The organism is Streptomyces sp. NPDC025806 (assembly GCF_055558275.1).
In genome coordinates this window covers 226,439-248,192 of sequence record NZ_JBVHMU010000002.1, presented here as the reverse complement: position 1 = coordinate 248,192, position 21,754 = coordinate 226,439, and the positions used below count along the sequence as shown (strand labels likewise).

Annotated in this window: 21 protein-coding genes; 12 read left to right on the top strand and 9 right to left on the bottom strand. The window is 72.8% G+C overall.

Annotated elements, in window-relative coordinates; genetic code table 11:
• Positions 1-122 precede the first annotated feature (122 nt).
• Positions 123-1,238: a helix-turn-helix domain-containing protein gene (locus ACZ4E1_RS04735; RefSeq protein ID WP_467535833.1), complete on the top strand. Its 1,116-nt coding sequence runs from the start codon at positions 123-125 to the stop codon at positions 1,236-1,238.
• Between the two features lie 16 nt (positions 1,239-1,254).
• Here ACZ4E1_RS04735 and ACZ4E1_RS04730 read toward each other — a convergent pair whose 3' ends face one another.
• Positions 1,255-1,716 carry a MarR family winged helix-turn-helix transcriptional regulator gene (locus ACZ4E1_RS04730; RefSeq protein WP_467535832.1) on the bottom strand — a complete coding sequence of 154 codons (462 nt, stop codon included), beginning with the start codon at positions 1,714-1,716 and terminating at the stop codon, positions 1,255-1,257.
• 139 nt (positions 1,717-1,855) lie between these two features.
• Here ACZ4E1_RS04730 and ACZ4E1_RS04725 point away from each other — a divergent pair, with 139 nt between their 5' ends.
• The 5 genes from ACZ4E1_RS04725 to ACZ4E1_RS04705 all read left to right on the top strand — a co-directional run bounded on the left by ACZ4E1_RS04725 (position 1,856) and on the right by ACZ4E1_RS04705 (position 5,944).
• Positions 1,856-3,070 carry an MFS transporter gene (locus ACZ4E1_RS04725; RefSeq protein ID WP_467535831.1) on the top strand — a complete coding sequence of 405 codons (1,215 nt, stop codon included), beginning with the start codon at positions 1,856-1,858 and terminating at the stop codon, positions 3,068-3,070.
• Between the two features lie 87 nt (positions 3,071-3,157).
• Positions 3,158-3,586 carry a GlcG/HbpS family heme-binding protein gene (locus ACZ4E1_RS04720; RefSeq protein WP_467535829.1) on the top strand — a complete coding sequence of 143 codons (429 nt, stop codon included), beginning with the start codon at positions 3,158-3,160 and terminating at the stop codon, positions 3,584-3,586.
• Positions 3,583-3,930 (top strand): nuclear transport factor 2 family protein, encoded by a 348-nt coding sequence (locus ACZ4E1_RS04715; protein WP_467535827.1) that lies wholly within the window; start codon positions 3,583-3,585, stop codon positions 3,928-3,930. The genes ACZ4E1_RS04720 and ACZ4E1_RS04715 overlap by 4 nt, the downstream gene beginning before the upstream one ends.
• 14 nt (positions 3,931-3,944) lie before the next feature.
• Complete coding sequence (locus ACZ4E1_RS04710) at positions 3,945-4,775, top strand: aldo/keto reductase (RefSeq protein WP_467535825.1); 831 nt, start codon at positions 3,945-3,947, stop codon at positions 4,773-4,775.
• 119 nt (positions 4,776-4,894) lie between these two features.
• A complete protein-coding gene (locus ACZ4E1_RS04705; protein WP_467535822.1) occupies positions 4,895-5,944 on the top strand; it encodes a TIGR03571 family LLM class oxidoreductase in 1,050 nt (349 codons plus the stop codon).
• Here ACZ4E1_RS04705 and ACZ4E1_RS04700 read toward each other — a convergent pair.
• The 3 genes from ACZ4E1_RS04700 to ACZ4E1_RS04690 all read right to left on the bottom strand — a co-directional run bounded on the left by ACZ4E1_RS04700 (position 5,899) and on the right by ACZ4E1_RS04690 (position 8,812).
• Complete coding sequence (locus ACZ4E1_RS04700) at positions 5,899-7,491, bottom strand: adenosine deaminase family protein (protein ID WP_467536647.1); 1,593 nt, start codon at positions 7,489-7,491, stop codon at positions 5,899-5,901. The two genes, ACZ4E1_RS04705 and ACZ4E1_RS04700, sit on opposite strands and share 46 nt — an antisense overlap.
• Before the next feature lie 121 nt (positions 7,492-7,612).
• Positions 7,613-7,891, bottom strand: coding sequence for a hypothetical protein (locus tag ACZ4E1_RS04695; RefSeq protein ID WP_467535820.1), 279 nt, complete (start codon positions 7,889-7,891; stop codon positions 7,613-7,615).
• Between the two features lie 126 nt (positions 7,892-8,017).
• On the bottom strand, positions 8,018-8,812 hold the full coding sequence (locus ACZ4E1_RS04690) for an endonuclease/exonuclease/phosphatase family protein (RefSeq protein WP_467535819.1): 795 nt from the start codon (positions 8,810-8,812) through the stop codon (positions 8,018-8,020).
• Positions 8,813-9,124: 312 nt separating this feature from the next.
• Between ACZ4E1_RS04690 and ACZ4E1_RS04685 the strand changes: the two genes are divergently transcribed.
• The 5 genes from ACZ4E1_RS04685 to ACZ4E1_RS04665 are packed head-to-tail and all read left to right on the top strand — an operon-like array spanning position 9,125 to position 15,146.
• Positions 9,125-10,252 carry an ROK family protein gene (locus tag ACZ4E1_RS04685; protein WP_467535817.1) on the top strand — a complete coding sequence of 376 codons (1,128 nt, stop codon included), beginning with the start codon at positions 9,125-9,127 and terminating at the stop codon, positions 10,250-10,252.
• 50 nt (positions 10,253-10,302) lie between these two features.
• Positions 10,303-11,673 carry an extracellular solute-binding protein gene (locus tag ACZ4E1_RS04680; protein WP_467535815.1) on the top strand — a complete coding sequence of 457 codons (1,371 nt, stop codon included), beginning with the start codon at positions 10,303-10,305 and terminating at the stop codon, positions 11,671-11,673.
• Positions 11,660-12,658 carry a carbohydrate ABC transporter permease gene (locus ACZ4E1_RS04675; RefSeq protein ID WP_467535813.1) on the top strand — a complete coding sequence of 333 codons (999 nt, stop codon included), beginning with the start codon at positions 11,660-11,662 and terminating at the stop codon, positions 12,656-12,658. Before ACZ4E1_RS04680 ends, ACZ4E1_RS04675 begins: the two co-directional genes overlap by 14 nt.
• Complete coding sequence (locus ACZ4E1_RS04670) at positions 12,655-13,494, top strand: carbohydrate ABC transporter permease (RefSeq protein ID WP_467535811.1); 840 nt, start codon at positions 12,655-12,657, stop codon at positions 13,492-13,494. Before ACZ4E1_RS04675 ends, ACZ4E1_RS04670 begins: the two co-directional genes overlap by 4 nt.
• Before the next feature lie 8 nt (positions 13,495-13,502).
• On the top strand, positions 13,503-15,146 hold the full coding sequence (locus tag ACZ4E1_RS04665) for a beta-N-acetylhexosaminidase (RefSeq protein ID WP_467535809.1): 1,644 nt from the start codon (positions 13,503-13,505) through the stop codon (positions 15,144-15,146).
• Positions 15,147-15,217: 71 nt separating this feature from the next.
• Here ACZ4E1_RS04665 and ACZ4E1_RS04660 read toward each other — a convergent pair whose 3' ends face one another.
• From ACZ4E1_RS04660 to abc-f, 4 genes are all read right to left on the bottom strand, one after another.
• Complete coding sequence (locus ACZ4E1_RS04660; protein WP_467535807.1) at positions 15,218-15,907, bottom strand: AMP-binding protein; 690 nt, start codon at positions 15,905-15,907, stop codon at positions 15,218-15,220.
• Positions 15,908-16,096: 189 nt separating this feature from the next.
• Positions 16,097-16,255 carry a hypothetical protein gene (locus ACZ4E1_RS04655; RefSeq protein WP_467535805.1) on the bottom strand — a complete coding sequence of 53 codons (159 nt, stop codon included), beginning with the start codon at positions 16,253-16,255 and terminating at the stop codon, positions 16,097-16,099.
• Positions 16,256-16,399: 144 nt separating this feature from the next.
• Positions 16,400-18,049 (bottom strand): ABC-F family ATP-binding cassette domain-containing protein, encoded by a 1,650-nt coding sequence (locus ACZ4E1_RS04650; protein WP_467535804.1) that lies wholly within the window; start codon positions 18,047-18,049, stop codon positions 16,400-16,402.
• 71 nt (positions 18,050-18,120) lie between these two features.
• Entirely contained in the window at positions 18,121-19,755 is a 1,635-nt protein-coding gene (abc-f, locus tag ACZ4E1_RS04645; protein ID WP_467535802.1) for a ribosomal protection-like ABC-F family protein, read from the bottom strand.
• 382 nt (positions 19,756-20,137) lie between these two features.
• Here abc-f and ACZ4E1_RS04640 point away from each other — a divergent pair, with 382 nt between their 5' ends.
• Positions 20,138-20,983 carry a prephenate dehydratase gene (locus tag ACZ4E1_RS04640; protein WP_467535801.1) on the top strand — a complete coding sequence of 282 codons (846 nt, stop codon included), beginning with the start codon at positions 20,138-20,140 and terminating at the stop codon, positions 20,981-20,983.
• Positions 20,984-21,011: 28 nt separating this feature from the next.
• Here the strand turns inward: ACZ4E1_RS04640 and ACZ4E1_RS04635 are convergent, their stop codons facing one another.
• Complete coding sequence (locus ACZ4E1_RS04635) at positions 21,012-21,689, bottom strand: ArsR/SmtB family transcription factor (RefSeq protein WP_467535798.1); 678 nt, start codon at positions 21,687-21,689, stop codon at positions 21,012-21,014.
• Between the last annotated feature and the right edge of the window lie 65 nt (positions 21,690-21,754).

Sequence of the window (21,754 nt, the reverse complement as noted above, 5' to 3'; positions counted from 1 at the left end):
ACGGGCGGGACGCTGTGGCTGCCGCCAACCGTAGGAGCCGTTTCCGCCGAGGGACATGTCGCCCGGTACGTGATTGCGGCCCCCCGTTGTGCCCGGCCACAACGGGGGCGAGGATGCCGGGCATGGCACAGGACAGCTGGAGCGGCGTGGTCGACCTCATCGAGCGGGTCGTCGGCGAGGACGATCTGCTGCCCTCCGTGGTGACGGGGGTGCGCAGCTCGGTGCGGGAGGTGGCGGTGCTGCCCGCCGCGGACATCGCGGGGCACACCCGGGCGCTGCTCGTGGCGGCGACGCGGGCGCTGGCCGCGCGGCGCGGGCCGACGGAGGCGGAGCTGTCGTTCGTTGAAGAGCTGGGTTCGACGCGGGCCCGGCAGGGGGTGCCGATCGAGGCGGTGCTCGGGGCGATCCATGTCGCGGAGCGGGCCATCTGGTCGCGGGCCCGGGAGTCGGCCGCCGCGTGCGGGATCGAGGCCGGCGTGCTGCTGGACACGCGGGAGCTGTACGACGACTGGGCGCAGGCGGTGCGGGCCCGGCTGATCGCGGCGCACCGGGCCGCCGACACCGGGCGGCACACGGCGGGCGGCCGGGATCTGGCGGTGCTGCGGCGGCTCCTCGAAGGGGGTTCGGCGGCGACGCTGGCAGCGGCCGAGGCGGGTCTGCCGGCGGGCGGCGGCTTGTGGGTGCTGGTGGCGCGCCCGGACGACAGCGCGGTCGAACAGACGGTGCGCGATCAGGGTCCGGCGCTGCTCGCGCACGTGGACGGGCTCCTGGTCGGCGTCTTCGTACGCCGTCCGGGGGCGCGGGCGGTGCGCGGCGGCGGCCGGGCGGGGCTCGCGGGTCCGGCGGAGGCCGAGGAGCTGGGCACGGTACGGCGGCTGGCGCTGGCCGCGCTCACGGCGGCCGAGTCGACGGGGCGTGCGGGGGTGGTGCACGTGGCGGACGTCGCCGTGCTCGCGGCGGTGGCCGACCGGGCCGACCTCGCGGCGATGCTCACGGACCGGCACCGTGCGGCGTGGACGGCGCTGGGCGCGCACGCGGAGCCGGTCGCCTCGGCGGTGCGGGCCTGGCTGGAGTGCGGCCGCGACGTCACGGCCGCCGCCGAGCGGCTCTTCGTCCACCCCAACACGGTCCGCAACCGCGTCCAGCGCTTCGCCGACCTCACCGGGATCGACCCGGCGGACCCGTTCGGCGCGATGACGGCGTGGTGGCTGTGCCGGACGTGGCTCACGCCGGCCTAGCACCCGGGGCGCCGGCTCAGGCGGCGAGCACCGGTGCGCCCTCGACGGCACGCACCAGTGGCGCGAGCCGCTCGTCCTGTGCCGCCTCGGCGAGGGCCTCGCGCAGGGCGGCCTCGTTGGTGGGGCGGGCTTCGGCGAGGAGCTGGAGTCCCTGGTCGGAGACGTTGGTGTAGATGCCGCGCCGGTCGGTGGGGCACAGGTAGCGCATGAGCAGGCCGCGGTCCTCGAGACGGGTGACGAGGCGGGTGGTGGCGCTCTGGCTGAGGACGACGGCGTCGGCGACCTGCTTCATCTGGAGGTGGCCGCCCTCTCCGTCGTGCTGGCGGCTGAGGACGTCCAGCAGGGAGTACTCGCGCACGCTCAGGTCGTGGCGGGACTGCAGGGCGCGCTCGATGTGGGCCTCGATCCTCCCGTGGAGCAGGGAGAGGGCGCACCAGCCCTGGGCGAGGGCGGTGAGTGCGGGGGCGGTCGCGGTCATGGTGACCTCCTTCTGCTCCCATAGTTGCACACGCGGACTACATACATCCAGAGCTTCGTGCGCTTGCATTTATCCCGCGCATGCAATTATTGTCTTCCAACGTAAGCGCTCCACGCAACGACCTGGAAGGTATCTCCCCATGCCTCTCGCTCTCCTGGCCCTGGCCATCGGGGCCTTCGGGATCGGCACCACCGAGTTCGTGATCATGGGCGTGCTGCCCCAGGTCGCGGGAGACTTCGGCGTCACCATCCCCACCGCCGGCTGGCTCGTCTCCGGCTACGCGCTCGGCGTCGTCGTCGGCGCCCCGCTGCTCACCGTCCTCGGCACCAAGGTGTCCCGCAAGAAGATGCTCATGGCCCTCATGGCGCTCTTCGTCGTCGGGAACACGCTCTCCGCCCTCGCCCCGACCTTCGGCCTCATGCTCGCCGGCCGGGTTGTCGCCTCCCTCGCGCACGGCGCGTTCTTCGGCATCGGCTCCGTCGTCGCAGCCGACCTCGTCGCCCCGCAGAAGAAGGCCTCCGCGATCTCCCTGATGTTCATGGGCCTGACCGTGGCCAACATCGTCGGCGTCCCCGGCGGCACGTCCATCGGGCAGGCCGCGGGCTGGCGCGTCACGTTCCTCATCGTCGCCGCGCTCGGCATCGTCGGCTTCCTCGGCGTCGCCAAGCTCGTCCCCGAGACCGGCCGGCCCGAATCGGTCAGCGTGCGCCGCGAGTTCGCCGCCTTCAAGAACGTCCAGGTCTGGCTCGCCATGGCGATGACCGTCCTCGGCTACGGCGGTGTGTTCGCCGCGATCACCTACATCACGCCGATGATGACCGAGGTCGCCGGCTTCACCGAAGGCGCCGTGACCTGGCTGCTCGTCCTGTTCGGGATCGGCATGTTCCTGGGCAACCTGCTGGGCGGCCGGTTCGCCGACCGGCGCCTGATGCCGATGCTGTTCACCGCCCTCGCCGGGCTGAGCGCCGCCCTGCTCCTCTTCACGGCCACCGCCCACAACAAGGTCCTCGCCGCGATCACCCTCTCCCTGATCGGCGCCCTCGGTTTCGCGACCGTGCCGCCGCTCCAGAAGTGGGTCCTCGACCAGGCCTCGGCCGCCCCGACCCTGGCCTCCGCCGCGAACATCGGCGCCTTCAACCTCGGCAACGCGCTGGCCGCGTGGCTCGGCGGGATCGTCATCGCCGCGGGGCTCGGCTACACCTCCCCGAACTGGGTCGGTGCCATCCTCTCCGCGACGGCCCTGATTCTGGCCTTCGTCGCCGCCGCCCTGGACCGCCGGTCCCGCCGCGCGTCCAGCCGGGTCGTCACGGGCGCTGCCCAGCCGGCCCCGGCCCAGGTCCCGGCATCTCACTGACACCCCCGCAAGGGCCACCGGCAGGCGCCGCCCGCCGCCGCGGCCCGCACCACACCACCCCGCACCAACCCAGAAGGACCTGTACCCATGAGCACCGCCGCCCCCACCGTCACCCCCCTCACCACCGCCGAGGCCGAGAGCCTGGTCTCGGCAGCCCGTCGCGCCGCGGAGGACGCCGGGGTCGCTGTCAGCGTCACCGTCCTGGACGCCGGCGGCCACCTCCTCGCCTTCCGCCGCGACGACCGGGCCGTGCTGATCTCCGGCGAGACCAGCACCCGCAAGGCCTACACCGCCCTCCAGCTCGACGCCCCCACGGCCGACCTGGTGGACCTGGTCAAGCCCGAGGGCCCGTTCCACTCCCTGCCCACCGCCCTCGACAAGCCGCTCCTGTTCATCGCGGGCGGCCTGCCCCTCCACCGCGACGGCCGCCTGATCGGCGCGATCGGCGTCGGCGGCGGCACCCCGGACCAGGACCACGGCTTCGCCGGCACCGCGCTCGCCGGGCTCGCCCGATGAGCCGCACCCCGCAGGAGGTCTTCGCCGACCACGGGGCCCGCCTGGGCACCGGCGACCTCGACCTCATCAGCCGGAACTACACCGAGGACGCCGTCTTCGTCACCCCCGACGGAGTCCTCACCGGACGCGCCGGCGTCCAGCGGGGCATCGGCCGCCTCCTGGCCGATCTCCCCGACGCCGACTGGCAGTTGACCCCGACCTTCGCCGGGAACGTGCTGTTCCTCCAGTGGACCGCCACCACCGGCACCCACCAGGTCACCGACGGCGTCGACACGTTCGTCTTCCGCGACGGACTCATCAGCGCCCAGACCGTCCGCTACACCCTCACCACCCGCACCGCCTGAAAGGCCCACGCACCATGGCACCCGTCAGCATCCCCACCGTCACCCTCAACAACGGCGTCGAGATCCCCCAGCTCGGCTTCGGCGTCTTCCAGGTCCCCGACGCCGAGACGACCGCCGCCGTCGCCTCCGCCCTGGAAGCGGGCTACCGCTCCATCGACACCGCCGCGATCTACGGCAACGAGGCGGGCGTCGGCAAGGCCCTCGCCGAGTCCGGCATCGCCCGCGAGGACCTGTTCATCACCACCAAGCTGTGGAACGCCGACCAGGGCTACCAGGCCACGCTCGACGCCTTCGACGCCAGCCTCGCCAAGCTCGGCCTCGACCACGTCGACCTGTACCTGATCCACTGGCCGACCCCGGCCCGCGACCTGTACCGCGAGACCTGGAAGGCCATCGAGAAGCTGGTCGCCGACGGCCGCGTCCGCGCCGCCGGTGTCTCCAACTTCCAGCCCGCCCACCTCGACCGCCTGATCGAGGGCTCCGAGCTGGTCCCGGCCGTCAACCAGATCGAGCTGCACCCCGGCCTCCAGCAGAGCGAGCTGCGCGCCAAGCACGCCGCGCTCGGCATCGCCACGGAGGCCTGGAGCCCGCTCGCCCAGGGCGCCGTCCTCAAGGACGAGGCGATCACCGCGATCGCGGCCCGCCACGGCAAGTCCCCGGCCCAGGTCGTCCTGCGCTGGCACCTCCAGCTCGGCAATGTCGTGATCCCCAAGTCGGTCACGCCCGCCCGCATCCGCGAGAACCTCGACGTCTTCGACTTCACCCTCACCGACGACGAGATGACCGCCGTCGCCGCCCTCGACCGCGACCTGCGCACGGGCCCGCACCCCGACGAGCTGAACTGACCCACCCAGCCCGGGCGGGGCGGCACCCGACGCGCGTGCCGCCCCGCCCGGGCCGCTCCCCCTCACTCCCGAAAGCCGTACGTGTGATGTCTGCCGCCCCCACCGCCCTGAATCGGCTCGTGAACCCCAAGGGCCTGCCGACCCTGGGTCTCGAACTGCCCCTCGACAACGACTGGGGCCCCACCCGACAGCGCGCCGGCCAGCGCTCGGGCGCCCCGTTCGGCGTCCCCGACCTGACCCGCCACGCCGAACTCGCCGCACTCGCGGACGAGTTGGGCTTCTCGGGGCTGTGGGTGCGGGACGTTCCGCTGTACGACCCGGAGCACTTCGGTGACGCCGGCTCCGTCTTCGAGACGTTCACGCACCTCGGGCATCTCGCGGCCGTGACCCGGCGGGCCGTGCTCGGCACCGCGGCCGTCGTACTGCCGCTGCGCCGTCCGCTCCTCGTTGCCAAGGCCGCGGCCACGGTGGACGTGCTGTCGGGCGGCCGGTTCGTCCTGGGTCTCGCGAGCGGGGACCGGCCCGTCGAGTACCCCTTGTTCGGCGAGGACTTCCACGCCCGCGGTGGCACGTTCCGCCAGGGCGTCGAGACGCTGCGCGCCGCATGGGCCCGGCCTGCCGAAGGTGCCGGGATGGAGCTGCCCAAGCTCGGCCTCGACGCGGACCGCCGGCTCGACGTGCTGCCCAAGCCGACCGGCGCGACCGTGCCGATCGCCGTGGCGGGGCACGCCCAGCAGTCCGCCGAGTGGATCGCGCGGAACGCGGACGCCTCGCTCAACTACCCGCGCCCGCTCGGGGCGTTGCGCCTCAAGACGCGGGAGTGGCGGGAGCTGACGGGGGACGACCCGGCCAAGCCGTACCTCACGCCCATGCAGCTGGATCTCACCCGGGACCCGGACGCCGGCGCGACGCCGATCCGGCTCGGCCTGCGGGCCGGCGCCCACGCCCTCGTCGAACATCTGGCGGCGATGGGCGAACTGGGCGTCGCCCACGTCTCGTTCAACCTCCGCCCCGGCGACCGGCCCGTCGAGGAGGTCCTCCACGAGCTCGCCGAGACGGTCCTGCCGCACTTCCCCTCCCCCGGCACGGACCCGGACGGATCCGGGTCCGTGCCGGCTGCGGATCAGCTCCCGGCGTTCCGCTCGAACGTCGCGAACGCGGCTTCCTGACGCCACTCGGTGCGCGCCTTCGGGCTGTCGGCGAGCAGGGCACGGCAGGACCGCGTCCGCACCGGCAGGCCGGGGCGCTCACCCTGACAGGCCGGGACCGCGCGGTACCCGTCGGCCGTCGGGTTCCCGCGCCACACGCTGGTGCCCGGCAGGAACGCGTACTCCAGGGAGGCGCGGGCCAGGTCCTTCAGCTCCGAGTACGACAGGCCGTAGGTCTTCGCGGCGTACTGGTACTCGTGCGTGATGTCGATGCGCGAGATGCCCTGGTCGTCCGTGGACAGGACGATCGGCACCCCGTACGCGCGGTACGTCTCGAAGGGGTGGTCGGCGCCCTTGACCCCGAGGATCTGAGCGTTGCTCGTGAAGGGGACCTCGACGGCGGTCTCGCGGTCGGCCATCCGGCGGGCGGTGCGCTGCCAGTTGTCCTCGTGGACCAGGTCGACTCCGTGGCCGACGCGCTCGGTGCGGGCCACGTCGACGGCTTCCTGGATGTGGAACTTCAGGTCCTCGGGCTTGACCAGGCCGGGCCACAACTCGCCCGCGTGCAAGGTGACATGGGCCTTCGGGTAGACCCCGCGCAGGTACTTCAGCATGCGCATCTGGAGGCTGTAGTTCGCCAGCGAACTGTCCCAGTCCTCGGGCTGCACGAGGTTCACGGCGACGAAGCGGCCGTCGCGCTCGGAGAGCCGCATCCCGAGCGCCATCTGCGTGAAGACCCGCTCGGGTGAACTGCCGCGCGACACCTGGGAGATCCAGCGGACGGTGAGCTCGCAGCCGGGGCGCGCCTGCGGCGTGCCGCAGTGCGAGGTGGTGCGGAACTCGGCGTCGCCGTCGTCCGCCTCCTTGCGGGACTCGGCGACCAGCGCGTCGAGTCGGCCGCCGGCCAGGAGCTTGCGGTGCAGCGCGGCGAGGTCGGCGTCCCAGCCCACCTCGTTCGCGAGCTTCTTGGCGCCGTCGGACGCCGGGCTGACCATGGTCTCCAGATAGAACTGGTTCTGCCGTACGGACTCGTCGGCGACCTGGGAGAGCAGCTTGCCGCGGTTGCGCCAGGTGACCTCGCCGAACTTCCCGAAGGTGTCGAAGAAGTGGTCGTGGCCGTTCTGGTCCGCCGGGAAGTCCTGCATGGACCAGGCGCGGACGAGGTCGTCGTGGAAGGCGCGGTCGGTGCGGGCGTCGGCGGCGGGCCGGGTGCCGGGGCCACAGGGCGGGGGCACGGCGGTCATCGTGGAGTCGATGCAGAGCCCGTCCTGCGCGGCGAGCTCGATGAGGTACTCGGTGGAGACCGCGCCCGACAAGTGGTTGTGCAGGTCACCGCCCTTGGGCATGGCCCGGAAGAAGGAGCGGAGCCGGTCGGGGCTGTCGCGCAGCGAGGTCAGGTAGGCGTCCGTGCGTGCCTCGGCGGCGGTCGCGGGCCGCGGTGCGGACCGGGCCGGCTTCGCGTCGGCGGGCCGTGCGTCGGCGGGGCCGGCGGCCAGCGGCGAGAGGACAGCCAGCGTGGCGGCGGCTGCCGGAACGGCCCAGAGGCGTACGGAACTTCGAGGGTTCAGGTTCACCGGAGCATGATCGTCCGCGCGGACGGCGCGGTGGGGCGTAACGGGCCGCGCGGGCTCCTTAACCACCCGTCCGAGTGATCATGCGTTGCCACCGTGCGGGCCCGGCAGCCCGTCCTCAGGAGGCGGCGCGGCGCTGCGGCACGTACGGGGCCGGAGTCGAGGGCAGGCTCGGGGCGGGCGCGGTCCGCTGCGGGCGCCCCAGCCCTCCCGGCGCGGGACCGCCCGGCGCGTGTTTGCGCTCCTGCTTCCACTCGGCGAGGAGCTCGTCGTAGATCGGCGTGTCGGAGGCGGCGGCGCCGCCCTGCGCCTGCACCGATCCACCGGCGGCGGCCGGAGGCGGCGGCGCGACCGATTCGGCGGAAACGATTCTTCTTACGTCCTTCATGGCATCCATGAACGAACAATCCCGGCCACGAGACACCCACCTTCCCGGTACTGACCGCAATCGATCCCTTTCGATCGCGGTCAGTCCACGAGACTTACGCGAATGACATCCCGAGGGCTACGGCGTGCCGCTCCGTCACGGCAGGCGCAGCTCCACGCGGAGCGGGCGGTGGTCCGAGGCCGTCCCGGGGAGGACCTCCGCGCGGCGCAGCCGGATGGTGGGCGAGGCCAGGACGTAGTCGATGCGCTCCGTCGGGTTCGGGGCGTCGTACGTGAAGCCGTCGCCCTGGCCGACGACCGGCCAGGTGTCCTTGAGGCGTTCGGTGAGCGCGACGACCTCCGGGGTGTCGGGGGTGGCGTTGAGGTCGCCGACCAGGACGGTGGGCCGGCTCGACGTCTTCACGATGGCGTCGATGGCCTTGACCTGGGAGAGGCGCTCCGCCTGGGAGGTGTGCTCCAGGTGGGTGTTGAGGAAGCGCAGGGTCGTGCCCCGCACCATGACGTCGGCCTCCAGGAGCCCGCGCTGCTCGCCCGTCGCCGAGCGCGGCAGCAGCGTGTTGTGCGCGTCCAGGATCGGGAAGCGGGACAGGATCGCCGTGCCGTACTGGCGCCGCGGGTCGCCGGGCTCGGCCGGGTCCTCGTCCAGGTTGGCGCCGTAGGTGACGTGCAGGTCCAGGCGGTCGGCGAGCCACTGCGCCTGGTCGGCGAAGTCGCTGCGTCCGGACCAGTGCCGGTCCACCTCCTGGAGTCCGATCACGTCGGCGCCGGAGTCGGCGATCACCTTCGCCGTGCGGGCCAGGTCGAGGTCGTCGGACGGGTCGGCGCCGTGGTGGATGTTGAACGTCAGGACCGTGACGTCACGGCCGGGTACGGGCGCGGCACCGGCCGCCGGGGCGACCCCGACCGCCGCGAGCGCCACCGCGGCGAGCACCGCGCATCTGCTCCAGACCCGGGACACACGAGGTTCACGAGACACAGCACACCTCCGAAATCAAACAGAACCAACAGAACCGCAGAGACAACAGACCTTTGACGGGGAGTCATTGAACACATTCGCGCGTGGTCAAACACTCAACCGGCAGATTGCGACGGGATGTTCTGTTCGTGACATGCGCGGCGCGGCCGAGTTCGGAGGTTTCGCGGATCCGTCCGTGCACGGCTCTTGACGATCACGCCGGGCCGCCCCCACGATATCCAAACTCCTTTAACTAAAGGGCATTTACTTAATCGGAGGCGAGCACACGTGACCGTCCCGCGCCGCCGTCCGGCCGAGCGCACCAAGGCGAGTGCCGCGGACAGCCGGGTCCACAACCGCGCGCTCGTGCTGTCGACGCTCTACCACCGGGGTGCCATGAGCCGGTCGGAGATCGCCCGCACGGTGGGGCTCACCGCGCCCACCGTGTCGGCGCTGGTCGCCGATCTGGAGGGCGACGGGCTGCTCACCGACATCGGCCCCCGCAAGGGCAACCGGCTGGGCAAGCCCGCGAACCTGATGGCGATCGACGACGCCGCGGCGCACGTCCTGGCCCTCGACCTGTCCGCCGACGGCCAGTTCGAGGGAGCCGTCCTCGATCTGCGCGGCAAGGTCGTCGCCCGGGCCCGCACGCCCTACGCGTGCGCCGTCGGAGAGGCGGCGGCCGAGCGCGTGACGCGCCTGGTCGAGGAGTTGGCGCAGCTGGCACCGGGCCGGGTGCTCGGCATCGGTGTCGGGTCCCCGGGCATCATCGGCGCCGACGGCCTGGTCCATTTCGCGGGCCACTTCGACTGGCGCGAACTCCCCCTCGCCTCACGGCTCTCCGAGCGCTTCGGCATTCCCGCGTACGTCGGCAACGACGTCAACGTCGCGGCCCTCGCGGTGCTGCGCTTCCGCGAGGCCAAGACCCAGAACCTGATGGCGATCACCATCGAGCACGGGGTGGGCGCGGGCCTGATCGTCGGCGGGGAACTGGTCGAGGGCGAGCAGTTCGCGGCCGGTGAGATCGGGCACGTGACGGTCGTCGAGGACGGCGAGCCCTGCGTCTGCGGCCACCGCGGCTGCCTGGAGCCCCTCATCGACGCGGCGCGCCTGCGCGAACGGCTCGCGGGCCGGGACGCGGCCGGGCGCGCCGAGGTCCTCACCGCCGCCGGACGCGCCCTCGGCATCGCGCTCGCCCCGATCAGCAGCGTGCTCAACCTCAACGAGATCGCCCTTCTCGGCCCGCCCGACCTCGTGGAGGGCCCCTTCCTGGCGTCCGCCGCCGCGACCGTCCGGGCCCGTACGTACGCGCCGATAGGGGCCGCGCTGACCATGCGGTCGCTGGCCGGCGACTCCGATCTGATCCTGCTCGGCGCCGCCGGCCTCGTCCTCGCGGGCGAGCTCGGCGTGTGGTGAACGCACCGCGGCACGGCGACTTCCCGTCCTGACCTCTTCCAGGAGTTCCCATGACACGTACGGCCCGTACGCCCCGTAGGACGACGCACGCGGGGCACCTACCGCTCGGCGGGGTGGTGGCGGTGGTCGTGGCCGCCGCGCTCACGGCGACCGGCTGCTCCGGATCGGCCGGGCACGGCGGGGGCGGCGACGGCAAGCAGCGCGCGGTGCCCGTCGTGAAGGCGAAGGGCAAGACGCTCACCGTGTGGGTGATGGACGGCGACTACTCCGAGGCCACGCGCAAGGCGATGAAGGACCGGTTCACGCAGCAGACCGGCGCCGACGTGAAGATCGAGGTGCAGAACTGGGACGGCATCACCACCAAGATCACCACCGCGCTCGCCACGTCCACGCCGCCGGACGTCATCGACATCGGCAACACGCAGGTGGCGAGCTTCGCGGCGAGCGGCGGCCTGATGGACCTCACCCCGTACGCGAAGGACCTGCGCCAGGGCCAGCAGTGGCTGGACGGCCTGGAGGAGCCCGCGACGGTGGACGGGCGGCTGTACGCGGCACCGTCCTTCGCGGGCGCCCGCGCCGTGATCTACAACAAGAAGATCTGGGACGCGGCCGGGGTGAAGGCCGCCCCGGCCACGTACGACGAACTGAAGAAGGCGCTCCGCAAGGTCCGCGAGGCGCACCCGGCGCGGGACTTCTCCCCCTTCTACCTGCCGGGCAAGTACTGGCACACGGGCGTGCAGTGGGTGTGGGACGCGGGCGGGGACGTGGCCGCGCAGGACGGCAAGACGTGGAAGGGAACGCTGGGCTCCGGCGCGGCGCAGAAGGGGCTCGCCGAGTACAAGGCGTTCCAGAACGAGTTCTCGGCGCCGTCGACGCGCACGATCGACACGCTGAACCCGGACCAGACGCGGGTGTTCGCGGACGGCAAGGCGTCGGCGATCAGCGCGACGAACGTGACGATCGACCTCATCAAGAAGGCGAACCCGAAGATCAAGGACGCGGATCTCGGCACCTTCCCGCTCCCGGGCGCGTCGGGCCGCTCCCAGCCGGTCATGCTGGGCGGCTCCGACTGGGGCGTCGCGGCCAAGAGCGCGCACCAGGACCTCGCGCTGCAGTGGGTGAAGATCGCCACGGATCCGGCGGTGCAGACGGAGTGGGTCGCGGGACGCGACGGCTGGATCCCGAACAGCGAGGGCGCGGTCAAGGCGGCCGGAGAGAAGGCCGATCCGCTGCTGCGCCCCTTCTTCGACGCGGCGCTGCGCTCGAAGGCGACGCCCGCGTCGGCCGCCTGGGCGCAGCTCGAGGGCAACAAGGACATCGACAAGGTCTTCTCGTCCGTCGCCTCCGGGTCGCGTTCGCCGCAGCAGGCCGCGGGGACCTTCGACACGACGGCCGGCAAGGTGCTCAATGCCGGGGACTGACCAGGCGGTCGGTGGGCGCCGCCCGGCGCCCGCCGCTCCCCCGCCGCCGCTGCGAGCGAAGGCGAGCGCCCCACCCCGCAAGGGGTCCGTGCACGGCCGCGGGTCCCTCGTCGCGTGGGCGCTGCTGACGCCTGCGGGCCTGGTGATGCTCGCCGTCACCGTCGCGCCGATCGCCTTCCTGGTCTACGCGTCGTTCACGGACTACGACCAACGCTCCCTGTTCACCGGCGCGTTCGACGTCGTCGGGGCGCGGCAGTACACGGATCTGCTGGCCGACGCCGAGTTCTGGCGCTCGCTGGCGCGCACGGTCGTGTTCACGGCGGCGATGGTCGCGGGCAGTGTCGCGATCGGCGCGGGCGTGGCGCAGTTGCTGACCCGGCTCGGGTCCGCCATGCGGATGACGGTCACGGTCGTGCTGATCCTCGCGTGGGCGATGCCGACGGTCGCCTCGTCCCTGGTGTGGAAGTGGCTGTTCCAGCCCGGCTACGGGGTCGTCAACTGGATGCTCACGCGGACCGGCCTGTTCGGCGACATGACGGACACCGACTGGTCGAACAGCGCCCCGCTCGCGTACGTGTCGATCTGGCTGCTGATCGTGTGGCAGGCGGTGCCGTTCATCGCGCTGACCCTGTACGCGGCGCTGATCCAGATGCCGGCCGAACTGCAGGAGGCGGCGCGGCTCGACGGGGCGGGCGAGTGGCGGGTGTGGTGGTCGGTGACGCTGCCGTTCCTGCGGCCGACCCTGACCCTGATCACGCTGATGTCGGTGATCTGGGACTTCAACGTGTTCAACCAGATCTGGCTGGTGTCGGCGGGCGGCCCCGACTCGGCGACGACCACCCTGGGCGTCTTCGCGTACCGGACCGCCTTCGTGGCGTTCAAGGTCGGCCAGGGCGCGGCTCTGTCCGTGATCACGACGGTGCTGCTGCTCGCGGTCACCGCGCTCTACATCAGGCGGCTGCTGCGTTCCGGGGAGGACCTGTGACGGCGCGGAGGATCGGCCGGGGCCGGATCGTCGGCAACACGGTGGCGGTCGTGTTCTGCCTCGTGTGGCTGTTCCCGGTGTACTGGATGGTCAACACGGCGTTCAAGCCGCGCTCCGAGGCGATGACGGCGACGCCGCGCTTCTGGCCGAGCGCGCCGACGCTGCACAACTTCGACGTGGCGCTCAACGGCACGGAGTTCTGGACGAACCTGACGAACAGTCTGCTCGTCGTGGGCGTCACCGTCGTGATCTCCATCGTGCTCGGCATGTTCGCCGCGGCGGCCGTGTCCCGGTTCCGGTTCGGCGGCCGGCGCACCGTGATGGTGGCGATCCTCGTCGCGCAGATGCTGCCGGGCACGGCGCTGCTCGTCCCGACGTTCCTCGTCTTCAACGAGGCGGGGCTGCTCGGCACGTACACCGGTCTGGTGCTCGCCTATCTCGCGCTCACCCTGCCGTTCTCGATCTGGGTCATGCGCGGGTTCTTCCTGACCGTGCCGGTCGAGGTGGAGGAGGCCGCGCGGATCGACGGCGCGTCGACCTGGCAGGTGCTGTGGCGGATCCTGTTCCCGCTGGTGCTGCCGGGGGTGATCGCGTCGAGCGTGTTCGCGTTCATCGCCGCCTGGAACGACTACCTCATCGCGTACACGTTCATGAAGGAGCAGAGCCAGTACACCCTGCCGGTGTGGCTGGCGTCCTTCACGAACCCGGCCCAGGGCACCGACTACAGCGCGCAGATGGCCGGTTCGGTCGTCTTCTCGCTGCCCGTGGTCGTGTTCTTCCTGCTCATCCAGCGCAAACTCGTCTCCGGTATGTCGGCCGGAGCGGTGAAAGGATGATCCACCCCATGCTCCTGCCCCGTCCCACCTCGGTCCGGCACGACGACGGCTTCTTCCTCCTCGACGAGGCGACCGCGCTGGTCGCGGCGCCCGAGGCGCGCCCCGAGGCGCGGTGGCTCCAGTCGGCGCTGCGCCCCTCCACCGGCCTCGACCTCCCGCTCGTCGACCGCGCGGAGCGCGCTGTGGAGCTGCGGCTCGACGACACGCTCGGCGCCGAGGCGTACCGGCTCGACGTCACCCCGGCCGGGGTCGTCGTCACGGGCGGGGACCGTGCCGGTGTCTTCCACGGCTGCCAGACCCTGCTCCAGCTGCTGCCCGCCGAGGTGTACCGGCACGGCGAGGCGTCCGGGGTGCGCTGGGCGGTGCCGGTGGTGGCCGTCGCGGACGCGCCGCGGTTCGCGTGGCGCGGCGCGATGCTCGACGTGGCGCGGCACTTCATGCCCAAGCACGACGTGCTGCGGTTCGTCGACCTGATGGCGATGCACCGGCTCAACACCCTGCATCTGCACCTGACCGACGACCAGGGCTGGCGGGTGGAGATCCGGCGATGGCCGCGCCTCACGGAGGTCGGCGCGGGGCGGCGCGAGTCGCAGCGCGGCGCCGGTCCCGAGGCGCGGGGCGACGGCCGGCCGCACGGTGGCTTCTACACGCAGGACGACATCCGCGAGATCGTGGCGTACGCCGCGCGGCGGCACATCACGGTCGTCCCCGAGATCGACGTGCCGGGCCATTCGCAGGCCGCGATCGCCGCGTACCCCGAACTCGGCGTCGGGGGCGGCCCGGCCGAGGTGTGGACCCGTTGGGGCGTCAACCCGCGCGTCCTGAACATGGAGGAGTCCACCGCCGACTTCTACCGCGACGTCCTCGACGAGGTCATGGACCTCTTCCCCGGCGCGGTGATCGGTGTGGGCGGCGACGAGTGCCCGACCACGGAGTGGGAGAAGGACCCGCGCACCCAGGAGCTGATGCGCGAGCGGGGGCTGCGCCACGAGCACGAACTGCGCTCGTGGTTCGTACGGCGGCTCGGCGAGCACGTGAGCGCGCGCGGACGGCGGCTGTTCGGCTGGGACGAGCTCCTGGAGGACGAGGTGCCGCCCGGCACGGTCGTGGCGTCGTGGCGCGGCATGACCGGCGCGGTGACGGCCGCCCGCCGGGGCCTGCACGTCGTCTCCTGCCCCGACGACCAGGTGTACCTGGACTACCGCCAGTCCGAGGACCCGGACGAGCCGATCCCGGTGGCGGTGCCGATCACGGTGGAGAAGGCGTACGCGTTCAACCCGGTACCGGCCGGGCTGACGGACGACGAGGCCGCGCACGTGCTCGGCGGTCAGGCCAACATCTGGACCGAGCACATGGATTCGCCGCGCACCGTCGACTACTTCGCGTTCCCGCGCCTGTGCGCGGTCGCCGAGGCGCTGTGGTCCACGGGCGAGCGCCGGTACGAGGAGTTCCGGCCGCGTCTGGCGCACCACCTCGCCCGGCTCGACGCGGTCGGCGTCGAGTACCGCGCCGCGACGGGCCCGCGCCCGTGGCAGACCCGGCCGGGCGTCCCGGGCCGCCCCTCCTCGGAGGCGGACCGGGAGGCGTTCATCGAACAGCTCGTGGCCGGCATCAAGGAGCCGTCCGGCCCGTCGGACGGCACCGGCGGCTGAGGCCGCCCGGGACGCCCCGGGTCACGGGCCCGCCAGTGCGGCGGGGGGGGTGGGCCGCTGCCGCCAGGAGGTCACCCCGCGCTCCCCGCCTCCGGCACGGCGGCGGCGCCGACGGGTTCGCCGAACAGGCAGGCGCCCGTGCGCACGGTGGCGTAGAGGACGTCGGCCGCCGCCGACACCACCGGCACCTCGTGCAGGGGCCGTGCCGCCGACCGCGTACGGGCGCGCAGCGCGTCGTGCGTCAGTGCGGTGTCCGCGCCGCCCACGCGGGAGCGCAGCACCACGGCGACGTCGTCCCCGGCCCGGTGCACGACGCTCGGGCGCTGCGGCCAGAACACCATCTGGTCGAGGAATCCGGGCCCGACGCCCACCACGGTCGTGTCGTCGGCCTCGGTGTGCTCCGCGCCCGCCGCGGCGTGGAGCGGCGTCTCGGGGGCGGCCGTGCGGAACACGAGCCGCGCGCCCTGCGCCGCGCCCCGCGGGCGCACCGCGCGCGGCACGCCGCCGCGTCGGGGCGCGACGACGGCCACGGCGCCGGCCCGCAGGGCGCCGAAGTACAGGACGGGGAACACGGGCTCGTCGGGCGCCGGGAGCCCCACCCGGTCGCCGGGGCGCAGTCCGTGCGCGAGCAGGCCGCCCGCCACGCGGGCGCTCAGTTCGTCCAGTTCGACGAGGGGCAGCACGCTGCTCCCGACGCGCATCGCCGGTCGCTGCGGATGCCTGCGGGCCGCGTCGACCAGGGCTGTGGCGAGATTGCTCACGTCAGTTCGCTTTCCTACGGGCGGGGTTCGGTTCGACGTGACGATCCTCACCACCCCGGCCCGCCGGGGGCCATGTCGACGCGTACAGGGTCTTCTGTCGCCGCCGACAACGACCTCGAAGGGGTTTCGCCCGTTGGGGAGAACCACGGCCGGTGGTGCCGCCCGCCCTGACCGGGCGGCACGCGTCCGTCAGTGGAGCCGTTCGGCCCGCCGTGCGGCGCGGCGGCGCACCGGTACGACGGTGTCCGGCTCCTCGTACGCCGGGTCCGGGCAGTCCGGCTCCGTCAGGTCCGGGCTGTACACCGGAGCGACGAAGAGGTTCTGCCACTGCGGACGCGGGGACGGCATGCGCCGCCCCGCCGTGTCCGCATGCCGACGCACCTGAGATTCACTCATATGACCTTCCAGCGTTTCGACCCCTCGGCGGCGTGAACTCCGGCCGCCGTCATGACCTTCGATGTCTGACCGGTCCGGCAGGTGCCGGAACACGGTTCACCCTGGTGGCGGAGGTACGTCCCGGTGAACCGCGGCGAGGCCGAGCACCCGGCCGGTCCACCGGGCCCGCAGCCACCGGTCGTGGCTGGCGACGACGACGGCGCCGGGCCCGTCCGCGCGCAGGGCCTCCTCCAGTTCGTCGCACAGGCTCGGCGAGAGGTGGTTGGTGGGCTCGTCGAGCAGGAGGAGTTCGGGCGGCCGGGCCACCAGTAGGGCGAGCGCGAGCCGGCGGCGCTGTCCGACCGACAGATGCGCGACGGCCTTGGCGCGTTCCGGCGCGGCGAGGAGTCCGAGCGCGGACAGCGGGGTCGCCTCGGCGCGCTCGGGGCCCAGGGCGGCGGCGTACACCTGCTGCGCGGAGCGCTCCGGCCGCTCGAACTCGGTGTTCTGGGCGAGCAGTCCCACGGTGAGTCCGGGCCTGTGCCGCACCGCGCCTTCGGCCGGGAGCCGGCCGGCCAGCACCGCGAGGAGGGTGGACTTGCCCGCGCCGTTGCCGCCCGTGACGAGGAGCCGGTCGCCGGGCGACAGCGTGAGGTCCTGGACGGCCAGTCGCCCGGGGACGTGCACGCCGCCGAGCTCGACGAGGTCGCCGGTGCCGGCCTCCTGTGTGACGGCGGGGGCGGCGAGGCCGAGCGGGCGTGGTGGGGCGGGGACCTGAGCGCGCTCCAGGTCGTCGAGTCGCCGGGCCGCGTTGCGCACGCGTCGGGCGATCTGGCTCTGGACGCGGCCCGCGCGCAGGCCGTAGCCCATCTTCTCCGTGTCGCGCGGGCCCCGGTCGGGGGCGACCCGGCGGGCGGTCGTGTCCACCGAGGCGCGCAGGGCGGTCAGCGCCTCCTGCTCCTCGGCGTACCGGCGTTCCCAGCGGGCGCGTTCGGCCCGCTTCTCCGCCAGATAGGCGCTGTAGGTGCCGCCGAAGCGGACGGGTCCGTCGAGCGCCGGGTCGAGGTCGAGGAGGTCGGTGCAGACGGCGTCGAGGAAGGCGCGGTCGTGGCTGGCGACGACGACGGCGCCGGGCAGGCCGCGCAGTTGCTCCTCCAGGAAGGCCGCGGCCGTGTCGTCGAGGTGGTTGGTGGGTTCGTCGAGGAGCAGGGCGGTCGGGCGGCGGACGAGCAGCGCGGCGAGGGCGAGCCGCGAGCGCTGTCCGCCCGAGAGCGAGCCGACGGTACGGGTGTACGGGATGGCGCCGAGCCCGAGTCCGGCGAGGACGATCCCGGCGCGCCGGTCGGCGTCCCACACCTCCTTCTCCTCGGCTTCCTGGAGACGGCGGCCGTACGCGTCGAGGAGGGCGCCGTCCTCGGGGGCGTCGGCGACCCGGGCGGCGAGCCGGTCGAGCTCCGCGAGGGCGTGGCGCGCCTCGCGGAGCGCGTCGTCGACGACATCGGCGACGGTGGCGTCGGCGGGGTAAGGCAACTCCTGTTGCAGGCAGCCGAGTTCGGCGGGGCGCTCGACGCTGCCCGAGTCGGGCCGGTCCGTGCCGGCGAGCAGCCGGATCAGCGTCGACTTGCCGACACCGTTCTCGCCGATGAGGCCGATGCGGCGGCCGGGCGAGGCGGTGAGGGAGACGCCGTCGAGCACGCGCCGGTCACCGAGCGTACGGACGAGGTCGTGGGCGATGAGCGCGGCGGGCGCGGGGGTGGGTTCAGTCATGGAAGGGCTCACCTGGGGGGTGGAGTCGAGGCCTGAGGGGGCGGGGACGGAGGGGCCGGAGCCGGGGGGTGTCACTCCCCCGGCGCGGCGACCTCCGTCAGCGCGCCATCCGCGAGCCGCAGCCGGCGCTCGACCCCGATCTCGGCGAGGAACCGCTCGTCGTGGCTGACGACGACGAACGCGCCCTGGTAGGAGGCGAGGGCGCTCTCCAGTTGTCCGGCGCTGACCAGGTCGAGGTTGTTCGTCGGCTCGTCCAGGAGGAGGAGCTGCGGGGCCGGTTCGGCGCACAGCACGCACGCCAGGGTGGCACGCAGCCGTTCGCCGCCGGACAGGACGCCCGTGGGCAGATGGGCGCCCGCGCCGCGGAACAGGAAGCGGGCGAGGAGGTTCATCCGCTCGGCCTCGGTGCGGTGCGGCGCGTACGCGGCGAAGTTCTCGGCGACGGTCCGGTCGAGGTCCAGCAGGTCGAGCCGCTGTGACAGGTACGCGATGCGGCCGTCGGCCCGCCTGATCTCACCGCTCTCGGGGGCGAGGTCGCCGAGGACGAGCCGCAGCAGGGTGGACTTGCCGCTGCCGTTGGGGCCGGTGAGGGCGATGCGCTCGGGGCCCCGGATCGAGAGGTCGAGGCCGTCGCCCGCGAACAGCGGCCGGTCGCCGTGACGGACCTGGAGGTGTTCGCCGTGGAAGACGGTCCGCCCGGCGGGGACCTTGGTGTCGGGCAGGTCCAGGGTGAGCCGCTGCTCGTCGCGCAGGGCGCGGCCGGCCTCGTCGAGCCGGGACTTCGCCTCGCTGACGCGTCCCGCGTGGACCTGCCCGGAGCGTCCCGCGGCCTCCTGCGCGCCGCGCTTCATGGTCCCGGCGAAGATCTTCGGCAGTCCCGCGTCCTTGAGGTTGCGGGCCGCGTTGCTCATGCGGCGTTCGGCACGCTCGCGGGCCTGCTGCGCCTCGCGCTTCTCGCGCTTGAGGGCCTGCTCCGCGTTGCGCACGTTCTTCTCCGCGACCTCCTGCTCGGCCTGGACGGCTTCCTCGTAGGCGGTGAAGTTGCCGCCGAACTGGCGCAGTTCGCCGCGGTCCAGCTCGACGATGCGGTCCATGCGGTCGAGGAGGGTGCGGTCGTGGCTGACGATCAGCAGGGCGCCGTTCCAGTCGGTCAGGACGTCGTAGAGGCGCTGCCGGGCGTCGGCGTCGAGATTGTTGGTGGGTTCGTCGAGGAGCAGCACGTCGGGGCGCTTGAGGAGCTGGGCGGCGAGGCCGAGGGAGACGACCTGGCCGCCGCTGAGGGTGCCGAGGACGCGGTCGAGGGCGACGTCGTCGAGGCCGAGGCGGTCGAGCTGGGCGCGGGTGCGCTCCTCGATGTCCCAGTCGTCGCCGATGGTGGTGAAGTGCTCCTCGGCGACGTCGCCGGACTCGACGGCGTCGATCGCCCGGATGATCCCGTCGACGCCCAGGACCTGGGCGACGGTCAGGTCGGAGGTGAGCGGCAGGCTCTGCGGGAGGTAGCCGAGGGTGCCGGTGACGGACACGGAACCGGCGGTGGGCCGGAGCTCGCCCGCGATCAGCTTCAGCAGGGTGCTCTTGCCGGCTCCGTTGGGCGCGACGAGCCCGGTGCGGCCGGGGCCGATCGTGCTGGACAGGCCCGCGAAGACGGGCGTGTCGTCGGGCCAGGCGAAGGTCAGGTTCGAGCAGACGACGGAGATGTCGGACATCGTGTGTACCTCAAAGGCTGACGCGGGAATGCGCGAGCGCACTCCACCGCGAAGGGAGTCATGACGAAAGGGAACGACGAGGCAGCCACTTCGGCGGACGCTTCTTCGGCGTCACCGGTGGCCGTCAGGTCCGGGTCTCACCCGGAGATGTCGTCGTCACCCGCCACGGTCTGCTCCTCATAGCACGATGAATGGAAGATCCACCGTAACAGAGCGCCTCCCTCGCGCGAACTCCTTTTCTCACCGGCCTCCCTCGTCCTCTCTCGTCCATGGCCTCTCACCGGTCTCTCGTTGTGGACACTCGCGCAGGGTGCGGACCGGTTCGGTCTACGGTGATGCCGTGCTGACCGACGGCGCCAGCTCTCTTCGAAAGTGACCCACAGTGACGAGCGTCGCATACCAGGGTGAATACGGCTCCAATTCCGCGGCCGCCGCCCAGAAACTGTTCCCCGGCTGCACCGAGCTGCCCTGCACGAGCTTCGAGCAGGCCCTGGACGCGGTGACGCTCGGCTCCGCCGACCTCGCGGTGATCCCGGTCGACAACTCCGCCGCCGGACGCGTCGCCGACGTGCACCACCTGCTGCCGGAGTCGGGCCTGTTCGTCATCGGGGAGTACTTCCTCGCGATCCACTTCGACCTGGTGGGCGTGCCGGGGACGACGCTCGACCAGGTGGAGCAGGTGCGCAGCCATGTGCACGCGCTCGGGCAGTGCCGCAAGGTGCTGCGGGAGGGCGGCTGGCGCACCCTCGTCAGTGACGACACGGCGGGCGCGGCCCGCGAGGTGGCCGAGCTCGGGGACCCGCGGCACGCGGCGCTCGCGCCGCCGGCCGCGGCCCGGCACCACGGTCTCGAGGTGCTGCGGGCCGGTGTGGAGGACGACCCGGACAACACGACGCGCTTCGTCGTCCTGTCCCGCGACGCGGACTTCGCCCCGCTGACCGGCGCGCCGACGATGACGAGCCTCTTCTTCGCCGTACGGAACATCCCGAGCGCCCTGTACAAGGCGCTCGGCGGCTTCTCCAGCAACGCGGTGAACCTGACGAAGATCGAGAGCTACCAGATGGGCGCGGGCCTCAACCCGAGCTGCTTCTACGTCGAGATCGAGGGCCACGTCGACGAGCCCCGCGTGGCGCTGGCCCTGCACGAGCTGCGCTTCTTCTCCTCCGAGGTCCGCGTCCTGGGCGTGTACCCGGCCCACGAGCACCGCCTGGCCGAGCGCCCCGCCTGACCCACCCGGGGGCCCGGACGGTCACCCGTCACACCGGTTCGCCGGTGTGGACGGGGAGTTCGGCGAGCCGCCATTCGAGCATGCCGTCGTCGAGGCGGATCGCCCGGCGACCGTGTGCGGCGAGCAGCCGCACCGCGTCGTACGCGAGGACGCAGTACTCGCCGCGGCAGTACACGACGATCTCCAGGTCGCGGGGCAACTCCTCGATCCGCTCCGCGAGTTCGGCGACGGGGACGCAGAGCGCGCCCGGGATGTGCCCGGCCCGGTACTCCTCCGCCGGGCGTACGTCGAGGAGCACCACGTCCCCGGCCTCGACGCGGGCCCGCAGCTCCTCGCGGCCCATGTCGGCGCCGCGGTCCGCGCCGAGGTAGGCGTCGCGGGCGGCGGGCACCGCGGCCTGATGGGTCTCGGCGACCTTGCGCAACAGCGCGAACAGCCGCGCGACGTCGTCCCCGGCCAGCCGGTAGTGGACGCGCACACCTTCGCGCCGGGTCGCGACGAACCCGGCCTGCTTGAGGATCTGCAGATGCGCGGACGCGGTCGTCAGGTTCAGCCCGGCCGCCTTGGCCAGCGCGTCGACCGTGCGCTCGCCCTGGGCCAGCAGATCCAGCAGCTCCAGACGCTTTCCGCTGGCCAGAGCCTTGCCGCTGGACGCGAACGCGTCGTAGAGATCCGCCTTCGCACCGGCCTTCGCCGTCTTCGCCATGCCATCCTCCATAGATCCATGGATTATTGTAGTAGAGGGCCGCGGCAGCGACCAGCGGGACACGG

Excerpts from the sequence above, each read along its gene's own strand:
- ACZ4E1_RS04735 (WP_467535833.1), top strand. The coding sequence starts at position 123 with ATGGCACAGGACAGCTGGAGCGGCGTGGTCGACCTCATCGAGCGGGTC.
- ACZ4E1_RS04720 (WP_467535829.1), top strand. The coding sequence starts at position 3,158 with ATGAGCACCGCCGCCCCCACCGTCACCCCCCTCACCACCGCCGAGGCC.
- abc-f (WP_467535802.1), bottom strand. The coding sequence starts at position 19,755 with ATGTCCGACATCTCCGTCGTCTGCTCGAACCTGACCTTCGCCTGGCCC.
- ACZ4E1_RS04730 (WP_467535832.1), bottom strand. The coding sequence starts at position 1,716 with ATGACCGCGACCGCCCCCGCACTCACCGCCCTCGCCCAGGGCTGGTGC.
- ACZ4E1_RS04655 (WP_467535805.1), bottom strand. The coding sequence starts at position 16,255 with ATGCCGTCCCCGCGTCCGCAGTGGCAGAACCTCTTCGTCGCTCCGGTG.
- ACZ4E1_RS04665 (WP_467535809.1), top strand. The coding sequence starts at position 13,503 with ATGCTCCTGCCCCGTCCCACCTCGGTCCGGCACGACGACGGCTTCTTC.
- ACZ4E1_RS04710 (WP_467535825.1), top strand. The coding sequence starts at position 3,945 with ATGGCACCCGTCAGCATCCCCACCGTCACCCTCAACAACGGCGTCGAG.
- ACZ4E1_RS04695 (WP_467535820.1), bottom strand. The coding sequence starts at position 7,891 with ATGGATGCCATGAAGGACGTAAGAAGAATCGTTTCCGCCGAATCGGTC.
- ACZ4E1_RS04715 (WP_467535827.1), top strand. The coding sequence starts at position 3,583 with ATGAGCCGCACCCCGCAGGAGGTCTTCGCCGACCACGGGGCCCGCCTG.
- ACZ4E1_RS04680 (WP_467535815.1), top strand. The coding sequence starts at position 10,303 with ATGACACGTACGGCCCGTACGCCCCGTAGGACGACGCACGCGGGGCAC.
- ACZ4E1_RS04725 (WP_467535831.1), top strand. The coding sequence starts at position 1,856 with ATGCCTCTCGCTCTCCTGGCCCTGGCCATCGGGGCCTTCGGGATCGGC.
- ACZ4E1_RS04675 (WP_467535813.1), top strand. The coding sequence starts at position 11,660 with ATGCCGGGGACTGACCAGGCGGTCGGTGGGCGCCGCCCGGCGCCCGCC.
- ACZ4E1_RS04650 (WP_467535804.1), bottom strand. The coding sequence starts at position 18,049 with ATGACTGAACCCACCCCCGCGCCCGCCGCGCTCATCGCCCACGACCTC.
- ACZ4E1_RS04635 (WP_467535798.1), bottom strand. The coding sequence starts at position 21,689 with ATGGCGAAGACGGCGAAGGCCGGTGCGAAGGCGGATCTCTACGACGCG.